Here is a 7,428-nt window from a genome sequence, read left to right as displayed (position 1 = left end):
TACACCTTGCCCACCCCCTTGAGTGCGCCGACGAAGAAGGTGTCGACCGCCACCAGTTCCCCGGTGTAGTGAACCTCAATTTGGCGTTCGCGAAACTCGGGGCTGAAGCGCTCGAGCAGGCGGATCTGCTCGTCATTGAGCTCAATCGTCTGTTCCCTGTGGGTTTTCTCGAGGCGCAACAAGCGGTCATGTTTGGAGAGCAAATCGTGACGTTGCCACACGCCACGCACACCGCCCGCACTGACGTTGATGCCTTGCAGAGCGAGTTCTTGCGCGACCCGCAGCGGGCCATGGGTTGGTCTGGTGAGAGAGTAAGCGAGGATGGCCTGTTCAATCTCGGGAGCGACCCGGTTGGGATGCGCCCCTTTACAGCCGGGGAGTTTGTCGAGCAAGCCCTCAGCCCCATAGGTCTGGTAGTTACGGCGGATCTCGTAGAACTGCTGGCGGCTGTAGCCGATGAGCTTACAGGCTTTGCTGACGTTATTGAGCTCTTTGGCGAGCTCTAGCAGGCTGAGTTTACGACGTGCTACTTTCTCGTTGGTGGTCATACGGTGACTCCGGATAACACGGTAGGGGTACCGTTTTGTTATCCGGTTTGAAGCCGTATGACCACTCCCTTTTGTGGGCAACTGTCAGGTGAATACCATCTCCATACAGGCTGTATTCTCAAAACGTTCAAATTTCAGGTGCTTCAATTTTTAGCCATGAGCATCTCGTGTGTTGAGCTTCGTAGACAGCCACCAACCTTGAAAAATCGGGCCATAGGGCGTATAACCACGCGCTTGTCAGTGTATTGAGTGAGCCAACTTTTATGCAGCAGAGTGAACCCGTGCAGAACGCCCCCTTTTGGCAGGTAAAAAGCCTGCAGCAGATGACCATGACCGAGTGGGAGTCCCTGTGCGATGGCTGCGGCAAGTGCTGCCTGAACAAGCTCATTGACGAGGACACCGAGGAGCTGGTGTTCACCAACGTGGCCTGCAACCTGCTCAATACCAAGACCTGCCAGTGCTCCGACTACGGCAACCGCTTCAAAAAAGAGCCGGACTGCCTGCAGATCACCCACGACAAGATTGCCGAATATGACTGGCTGCCCTCGACCTGTGCCTATCGCCTGCTGGCGGAGGGGCAGAGCCTGCCAGAGTGGCATCCGCTTATCACCGGCAGCCGCAGCGCCATGCACCAGGCCGGCCAGTCGGTGCGCGGCAAGGTGATCCATGAGGTACATGCCGGCGATTGGGCCGACCATATCATCACCTGGGCGAGCTAAGCCTTAAACCACCGTTTATTTCTTACTATAGGGGCAGGGGAGTGATACTCCGCTGCTTCTGTTGTTTTTGGCATGCAATTGATATGTTTTTTTGCGATCAAAGGCAGTTTAAAGCTTCGTGGTGAGATGAGCGTAGTGAGGGGGGTGAGAAGCCGTCTCTAACGCCGCCTGCATTCGTTCAATCGCTTTTAGACACAAGGGCAGCAGAGTCCACACTCCGCTGCCCTTGTTGCTTTCTGGCGTCTTCTGGCGATGTAGAGTGGTTTCCCCTCACCCTTACCCTCTCCCAAGGGGAGAGGGAATAGATCGAGGTTGCTATGCAAAACTCGTGGTGGTCGAGCATGGTTCTGCTCTGCTTTTCTGAGTACCTGAGTACCTGAGTACCTGAGTACCTGAGTACCTGAGTACCTGAGTACCTGAGTACCTGAGTACCTGAGTACCTGAGTACCTGAGTACCTGAGTACCTGAGTGCCTGAGTGCCGGTGGGCACATCCGTGCATCAAGCGCAGGAGGGGAGTGGAGAGGGGCATCATAGAGAGGGGCGTTAGGAGGCTAACGTCTGGCTGAGCCTGCGGGTCAGAGCCCACGAGCCAGCGGGCCTGGGAGGTGGGAAGCGGCTTGCACACTGCCAAACAGCCATAAAAAAACCGGCGCCTGGGCGCCGGTTTTGTTTCACCGAGACGCTATTACAGAGAAGCGGTGAAGGTACGGGTGATGACGTCTTGCTGTTGCTCCTTGGTCAAGGAGTTGAAGCGAACGGCATAACCGGATACGCGGATGGTCAACTGCGGATATTTCTCCGGGTTTTCCATGGCGTCCAGCAGCATTTCACGGTTCATCACGTTGACGTTCAGGTGCTGACCACCTTCCAGGTTGGCTTCATGGTGGAAGTAACCATCCATCAGGCCGGCCAGGTTGGCTTTCTGGGCTTCCATGTCTTTGCCCAGCGCGTTTGGCACGATGGAGAAGGTATAGGAGATACCATCTTTGGCGTAGGCGAACGGCAGCTTGGCGACGGACGTCAGGGAAGCAACGGCACCCTTCTGATCACGACCGTGCATCGGGTTGGCACCCGGGCCGAACGGCGCACCGGCGCGACGACCATCCGGGGTGTTACCGGTCTTCTTGCCGTACACCACGTTGGAGGTGATGGTCAGCACGGACTGGGTCGCCACGGCACCGCGGTAGGTGTTGAGCTTCTGAATCTTCTTCATGAAGCGCTCGACCAGGTCGCAGGCGATGTCATCGACGCGAGCGTCGTTGTTGCCGAACTGCGGGTACTCGCCTTCGATCTCGAAGTCGATGGAGACGCCATCGGCATCACGTACCGGCTTGACCTTGGCGTACTTGATGGCAGACAGGGAGTCAGCGGCGACGGACAGACCGGCGATACCACAGGCCATGGTGCGATAGACGTCACGGTCGTGCAGCGCCATCAGGGAGGCTTCGTAGCTGTACTTGTCGTGCATGTAGTGGATGATGTTCAGGGCGGCGACATACTGCTTGGCCAGCCAGTCCATGAAGTGATCCAGTCTGTCCATCACGTCGTTGTAGTCGAGGTACTCGGAGGTGACCATTTCGGTCTTCGGACCGACCTGGATCTTGAGCTTCTCGTCCATACCGCCGTTGATTGCATACAGCATGGTCTTGGCCAGGTTGGCACGCGCGCCGAAGAACTGCATCTGTTTGCCGACGATCATCGGGGACACACAGCAAGCGATGGCGTAGTCATCGTTGTTGAAGTCCGGACGCATCAGGTCGTCGTTCTCGTACTGAACGGAAGAGGTCTCGATGGATACCTTGGCACAGTACTTCTTGAATCCGACCGGCAGCTTCTCGGACCACAGGATGGTCAGGTTCGGCTCAGGGGACGGGCCCATGGTGTACAGGGTATTCAGCATACGGAAGCTGTTCTTGGTGACCAGGGTACGGCCGTCAACGCCCATACCGGCCAGGGTCTCGGTGGCCCACATCGGGTCGCCGGAGAACAGTGAATCGTATTCCGGGGTACGCAGGAAGCGAACCATACGCAGCTTCATGACCATGTGGTCCATCAGCTCCTGGGCTTCTTGCTCGGTGATCAGACCCTTTTGCAGGTCACGCTCAATGTAGATGTCCAGGAAGCTGGAGGTACGACCGAAGGACATGGCGGCACCGTTCTGGGACTTGACCGCCGCCAGGTAGGCGAAGTAGGTCCACTGGACGGCTTCTTTGGCGGTCTTGGCCGGTACGGAAATGTCGCAGCCATATTTGGCAGCCATCACCTTCATCTGGGCCAGGGCACGGTGCTGCTCGGAGATCTCTTCGCGCAGACGGATGGTGGCTTCCAGGTTGACACCGTTTTCCAGATCGGCCTGCAGGGACTTGAACTGGGCCAGTTTGTCGGCCATCAGGAAGTCGATACCGTACAGGGCAACACGACGGTAGTCACCGATGATACGGCCACGGCCGTAGGCATCCGGCAGACCGGTGATGACGCCGGACTTGCGGCAGTTCAGGATGTCTTTGGTGTAGACGTCGAACACGCCCTGGTTGTGAGTCTTGCGGTACTCGGTGAAGATCTTCTCGACCATGGGGTCAAGCTGGCGACCGTACACTTCGCAAGAGGTCTTGACCATCTTGATACCGCCGTTGGCGATGATGGCGCGCTTGAGCGGTTTGTCGGTCTGCAGACCAACGATTTGCTCCAGGCTCTGGTCGATATAGCCGGCATCGTGAGCGGTAATGGTGGAGGGCAGGTCGGTATCAAAATCGACCGGCGCGTGGGTGCGGTTCTCGATCTTGATGCCTTCCATGACCTTGTCCCACAGCTTGGTGGTAGCTTCGGTCGCGCCAGCCAGGAAGGACTCGTCACCTTCATACGGGGTGTAGTTCTTCTGGATGAAGTCACGGGTGTTGACAGAGGTCTGCCATTCACCGGCTGCGAAGCCTTCCCATGCTTTTTGGAACTGTTCGTTAAGTTCTGCCATTTTCATTACCTCTCAAGGTATTTATGTGTCTGCCGCCATCCTTAATGATGGCGACGGAAGATAAACCAGTAAGTCAGCCCAACCATGACGCCACCACCAATGATATTACCTATGGTGACAGGGATGAGGTTGTGCAGGACGAAGTTGGACACGGTCAGGTCGGCAAAGGTTGCCGGATCCTGGCCGATGGCCTGCCAGAATTCCGGGCTCGCGACGCTGTGGATGGCGATACCGACCGGGATCATAAACATGTTTGCGATGCTGTGCTCAAAACCGGAGGCCACGAACATGGCGACGGGAAGCAGCATCACCATCACCTTGTCGGTGGCGCTGCGGGCGCCGAAGGCCATCCACACGGCGAGACACACCATGAGGTTGCAGAGGATGCCAAGGGCCACGGCCTCGAAGAAGGTGTGATGGATCTTGTGCTGGGCCACTTTCATGGCGTTCAGCCCCCACTGACCATCCGCTGCCGTGTATTCCGCCGACATGATGATGAGGCCGACGATGATGAGACCGCCGATGAGGTTGCCGAAGTAGACCAGTCCCCAGTTCTTGAGCAACTGGGCCCAGCTGATGCGATTCGCCGCCTTGGCTACCAGGGTGAGGGTAGTGGAGGTGAACAGTTCGGCGCCGAGCAGCACGCAGAGGATGAGACCGAGGGAGAAGCAGATGCCGCCCACCAGCTTGGACATGCCCCAGGCCATGCCGCTTGAGCCCGTGGTGACGGTGATATAGAAGACGAAGGCGATGGAGATGAAGGCGCCAGCGGTGATGGCCAGGGGAATGACCTTGTATGCGGGCTTGGTGGCCTTGGCATAGGTAATGTCTTCGGCCAGGGCGGCGATGGCTTCGGGCTTCAAACAATCAAAGGGAGATTCTGCTTTCAATTCTCAGTACCTGCATATTTTGCCTGTGGAAATCATAACAAAGGGGCTGATCCCCAAAATTGACTCCGATCAAGAATTACAGATTGTGAATGTAATTTTACTACAGGATTTTTCACCATCCGGAAGCGTTTCTTTACACCAGGTTTCAGGTGAAACAGAAATGAGTCTGTTATTAATTTTATGATTTTTAAGAACTTATAAAGGACACCCTTAAAAAAGTACCGGCCAGGCACCTTTGCGGCCGCACTGCACCATGAGTGCCAAATTAACAACCCCCTAAGAGGTATTTTTTGTCTTTTATTTCATCTTTGTGGCACGGCCAGCCAAAGCGTAGACCATAAAACAGAAGGGGCCCTCAGGGCCCCTTCGTCATATCAGCATATCAGTTCCAGGTGTGGATTCGTTTGGCTTTTTGCAATTTCTCGTAAGCGGCCAGCAGTTTCTGGTGCAGCGGGAACTGGGAGAGGGAGAGATCGGCGGCTTCCAGACCGTGGAAGCGCGCCTCGCCGCGGGCGTTGGCCCACGCCTGCGCCAGGGTCTCTTCCCCGAACATGCGGGCGAACACCGGACGGTACTGCTCGGGGTCGCGTTCCTCGTCGAGGAAAAGCTCGACGCAGGCGCGCAGGGCGCGGTAGTAAGCGGCGCGATCCGCCGGGAACACCGACTGGTTGAACTCCATGGTCCAGTCGATGAGGTCGAGGGCGCTCTCCAGGTCGCCTGCGGCCAGCGCCAGCATGGCTTTGAGCTCACCGACGCGCAGGGTGTGCAGGGCAGTGCCCTTGGCGGCGGCGATGCCGAGCAGCTCGCGCACCCGGGTCCGCTCGTCGTGACCCTCTTCATCCAGCTGGTCGAACAGGGCCATGTACTGCTCTGCGTCCCACTCGAGCGCCGGCAGCGCCAGGATGGTTTCCCGCAGGTGGGCCCCCATGGTGTTGTTGGCCAGCAGCAGATCTTCCACCGGATAGATGTCGGACATGCCGGGCACCAGGATACGGCAGGCGTAGACCCCCAGGTGCTCGTAGTCGGCGATGTAGACCGGCTGCTCCAGCTCGTGGAAGATGCCGATCAGGTGGTCGAACTCCTCTTGCGAGGTGCCACGGAAGTCCCAGTCGGCAAACTCGAAGTCGGACTCTTCCTTGAACAGATCCCAGCTGATGAGGCCGGAGGAGTCGATGAAGTGGGTCTCCAGGTTGTGGTGATCCGCCACCTGTTCGTTGTCAAACGACGGCGGCACGAAGACGTCCAGATCCTTGAGGCTGCGCCCTTGCAGCAGTTCGGTGACGGTGCGCTCGAAGGCGACCTCGAAGCGCGGGTGGGCGCCGAAGGAGGCAAAGCAGGTGCCGTTGCTCGGGTTGAGCAGCACCACGCAGATGACCGGATAACGGCCGCCGAGGGAGGCATCGAAGCTGTAGATGGGGAAGCCTTCGGCCTCCAGTGCATCGATGGACGCCTTGATGCCGGGGTAACGGGCGATGACCTCGCCCGGGATCTGGGGCAGGCTGATGGCCTCGGCGATGATCTTGTTCTTCACGTGGCGCTCGAACACCTCCGACAACCCCTGGGTGCGGGCCTCGGTGCGGGTGTTGCCGGCGCTCATGCCGTTGGAAACATACAGGTTGCCGACGATGTTCATCGGGATATAGACGGTCTGGTGATCAGACTGGCGCTCGAAGGGCAGGGCGACGATGCCGCGCTCCTCGTTGCCGGATTGCAGGTCCACCAGCATGTCGGCGGTCACTTCACCGTCCGGGTTGTAGAACTTGCGGGTGAAGCTGTCGAGCAGACCGGCGGGCAGCTGATCCCCCTCGATGGGGAACCACTTCTCGTTCGGGTAGTGGACGAAGTCGCCATTGGCGACCTGCTCGCCCAGGTAGAAATCGGCGAAGAAGTAGTTGGTGGAGAGACGCTCGAAATACTCGCCAAGGGCGGAGGCGAGCGCCGCCTTCTTGCTGGCACCCTTGCCGTTGGTGAAGCAGAGGGCGCACTCCTTGTCCCGGATGTGCACGGACCAGACGTTGGGCACGGGGTTGAGCCAGGAGGCCTCTTCGATATCAAACCCCAGGGCTTGCAGCTTGGTCTGGAAGCGTTCGATGGAGTCTTCCAGCGCTGCGTCCTTGCCGGGAATAAAAGTGTGGTCGGTCATCACAATGTCCTGATTTTATGGGCTCATGTTTGGACGCAGATAATAGCATGAGTGACGGGGAAAGCGGCCAGGGCAATGGTGTGGGCTTGCCCAGGCCTGCATTGGATGGGCGGGGTGTGGTAGTGGGACCGGGCGGTGCGCTGCGGGGCGGCGATTTTT

Annotated in this window: 4 protein-coding genes and 1 pseudogene; 1 reads left to right on the top strand and 4 read right to left on the bottom strand. The window is 58.0% G+C overall.

The window, feature by feature from the left end; all coding sequences use genetic code 11:
• A pseudogene (locus tag J9892_RS24905) lies at window positions 1–548 on the bottom strand (IS481-like element ISAs19 family transposase); the annotation flags it as partial.
• Between the two features lie 263 nt (window positions 549–811).
• Between J9892_RS24905 and J9892_RS22380 the strand changes: the two are divergent.
• Window positions 812–1,267, top strand: coding sequence for a YcgN family cysteine cluster protein (locus J9892_RS22380; protein WP_052816298.1), 456 nt, complete (start codon window positions 812–814; stop codon window positions 1,265–1,267).
• Window positions 1,268–1,953: 686 nt separating this feature from the next.
• On the opposite strand, the gene pflB is transcribed toward J9892_RS22380, so the two are convergent.
• The 3 genes from pflB to ycaO all read right to left on the bottom strand — a co-directional run bounded on the left by pflB (window position 1,954) and on the right by ycaO (window position 7,269).
• On the bottom strand, window positions 1,954–4,236 hold the full coding sequence (gene pflB, locus J9892_RS22375) for a formate C-acetyltransferase (protein ID WP_010674504.1): 2,283 nt from the start codon (window positions 4,234–4,236) through the stop codon (window positions 1,954–1,956).
• A gap of 41 nt (window positions 4,237–4,277) precedes the next feature.
• Window positions 4,278–5,126 carry a formate transporter FocA gene (focA, locus tag J9892_RS22370; RefSeq protein ID WP_041211359.1) on the bottom strand — a complete coding sequence of 283 codons (849 nt, stop codon included), beginning with the start codon at window positions 5,124–5,126 and terminating at the stop codon, window positions 4,278–4,280.
• Window positions 5,127–5,508: 382 nt separating this feature from the next.
• The gene (gene ycaO, locus J9892_RS22365) at window positions 5,509–7,269 is read right to left on the bottom strand and encodes a 30S ribosomal protein S12 methylthiotransferase accessory factor YcaO (protein WP_010674506.1); all 1,761 of its coding nucleotides are present in this window, start codon (window positions 7,267–7,269) and stop codon (window positions 5,509–5,511) included.
• Between the last annotated feature and the right edge of the window lie 159 nt (window positions 7,270–7,428).

The sequence above is a fragment of the Aeromonas sp. Prich7-2 genome (assembly GCF_017939255.1).
Taxonomy (GTDB): domain Bacteria; phylum Pseudomonadota; class Gammaproteobacteria; order Enterobacterales; family Aeromonadaceae; genus Aeromonas; species Aeromonas caviae.
This window is presented reverse-complemented; position numbering and strand designations above follow the sequence as displayed.